The organism is Roseomonas sp. TS2 (genome assembly GCF_058833935.1).
Genome location: NZ_JCACVY010000316.1, coordinates 1 through 2,530, shown reverse-complemented (window position 1 = coordinate 2,530; position 2,530 = coordinate 1). Strand labels below are relative to the sequence as shown.

The 2,530-nt window shown below is 75.5% G+C and carries 2 protein-coding genes; both read right to left on the bottom strand.

What is annotated here, in order from left to right; translation table 11 throughout:
* On the bottom strand, positions 1-436 hold a 436-nt coding region (locus ACZJYS_RS23935; RefSeq protein ID WP_493180589.1), incomplete at its 3' end, for a chemotaxis protein CheW.
* A partial coding sequence (locus ACZJYS_RS23930) for a hybrid sensor histidine kinase/response regulator (protein ID WP_493180588.1) occupies positions 433-2,530 on the bottom strand: 2,098 nt, incomplete at its 5' end. The genes ACZJYS_RS23935 and ACZJYS_RS23930, both read right to left, overlap by 4 nt.

Sequence of the window (2,530 nt, the reverse complement as noted above, 5' to 3'; positions counted from 1 at the left end):
CCAGCAGGCGGGCCGGGTCCAGCTCGATCAGCAGCCCCTCCGCCAGCTGGTGGATGGCGGCGACATGGCCGCGCCAGGCCTCCCCCAGCGTCTCCGGCGCCATCGCCCGCGCCTCGGGCGGCACCGGCAGCACCTCGCGCACCGCATCGGCCAGCAGGCTGTACAGCTCGCCCTCATGCTCGACGACGATGCTCATGCGCGCGGCGCCCGGCTCGGCGGCCGGCAGGCCGAGCCGGCTGCGCAGCTCCACCGCCGTGACGATACGGCCGCGCAGGTTCAGCACGCCCGCCACGCCGGGCGGCGCCAGCGGCACGCGGGTGATGGTCTCGCCGCGCAGCACGTCGCGCACGCAGGGGACGGGCAGGCCGCAGAAGCGCCCCGCCAGGGTCAGGCCGAGCAGCAGGCGCGGCTCGGCGGAGGGGGTCGGCGCGCTCATGCGGCGCTCCTCAGGCCGGAGATGGCGCGGCCGAGCGCGGCCAGCACCCGGTCGCGGTCGAACTTGGCGACATAGTCGTTGAAGCCGGCGGCATGGCCGCGCGCCATGTCGCGCGGGCCGGCGCGGCTGGTGAGCGCCACCACCGGCAGCGCCGCCCAGGGCCCGCCGCGGCGGATCTCGGCCAGCAGGTCGAAGCCGTCCATGCCGGGCATCTCGATATCGGTCAGCACGGCGTCGAACATCGCGCCCTTCTCGCGCAGCGCCAGGGCGGCGGCGGCATCGGCGCACTCGGTCACGGCGTAGCCGGCGCTGCTGAGGGCGGGCACCACGATCTGCCGGAAGAAGCCGCTATCCTCCACCACCAGCAGGCGCGGCACCGGGCCGCCGGAATGGCCGAACCAGGCGGGGTCGCCCAGGCGCAGCCAATGGGCGCAGTCCAGCACATCCGTGCCGCGCCCGGCGATGATGGCGCTGCCGAGGAAGCCCGGCCGCGCCCCGGAGGGGCGCAGCGCCAGCGGCTCCTGCACCACGTCCAGGATCTCGTCCACCATCAGGCCCAGCATCCGCTCGCCCTCCTGGAAGACCAGCATCTGCTGCGTGGCGCCGGGCTGCGGCCGGCTCCAGGCACCGATCGGCAGCAGCGGCATCAGCCGCCCGCGATACTGCACCGCCGGGCCCTCGCCCACGAGCTCGATGCTCTCCGCCGGCAGCGCCTCGAGCCGCGCCACCAGGCCGAGCGGCACGGCGAGGGGGGTGGGCTGGCCGCCGGCGCGGAACAGCAGCAGCTGCGCCGTGTCCGTGCTCTCGGCGGCGCCCTCGGCCTCGGCCTCTCCGGCGCGGCCGAGGCTGAGACCGGCCAGCCGCGCCACGCCGCCCGGGTCAAGGATCATGATGACGCCGCCATCGCCCAGGATGGTGTTGCCGGAGAAGGCCGCGAGGTCGCGCAGGATCGGCGCGACGGGCTTCACCACGATCTCCTCCGTGTCAAACACGCCATCGACGAGCAGGCCGAAGCGCCCGGCATCGGCCTGCAGCACGGCGACGAACCCCTCCACCGCCGCGCCCGCCTCCAAGGCGGGGGCGAGGCCGAGCAGCGCGCCGAGCGGCACCAGCGGCAGCAGCTGGCCGCGCAGCCGCAGCACCGGCGCCACGTTCACCCACTCCAGCGTGGCGCCGCCCGGCCCGACGCGGACCAGCTCCACCACCGCCGCCTGCGGCACCGCGAAGCGCTCCGCCTCGGCCTGGACGATGAGGCCGGAGATGATGGCCAGGGTGAGCGGGATGCGGATGGTCAGGGTGGTGCCGCGGCCGGCGCTGCTGCGCAGGTCGACGCTGCCGCCGATGCGCTCGATGTTGGTGCGCACCACATCCATGCCGACGCCGCGGCCGGAGACGGCGGTGACCGCCTCGGCGGTGGAGAAGCCGGGGCGGAAGACGAAGCGCGCCACATCCGCATCGTCCATGCCGGCCAGCGCCGCCTCGGTGACGAGGCCGCGCTCCAGCGCGCGGCGGCGCACCCGGTCGAGATCCAGCCCGCGCCCGTCATCGGCGATCTGGATCAGGATGCGGCCGCCCTCCTGCCGGGCGGAGAGCAGGATGCGGCCCGCCTCCGGCTTGCCGGCGCGGCGGCGCTCCTCCGGCCCCTCCAGCCCATGGTCGGCGCAGTTGCGCACCATGTGGGTCAGCGGGTCGCGGATCAGCTCCAGCACCTGGCGGTCGAGCTCCGTCTCGCCGCCGGTCATCACCAGCTCGATCCGCTTGCCCAGCTCCTGGCCGAGGTCGCGCACCAGCCGCGGCAGCTTCGACCATGCGGCGGAGACGGGCTGCATGCGCGTCTTCATCACCCCCTCCTGCAGCTCGGAGGTGATGCGGGAGAGGCGCTGCAGCGGCGCCGAGAAGGCGCTGTCGCCCTGGCTGCGCGCCACCTGCAGCAGCTGGTTGCGCACCAGCACCAGCTCGGAGGCCAGCGTCATCAGATCGTCCAGCACCGGCAGCGAGACACGGATGGCCTGCACCGGCAACGCCGCCTCGGCGCCCGTGCCGGCGCCCGTGCCGGCGCCCGTGCCGGCGCCCGTGCCGGCGCCCGTGCCGGCG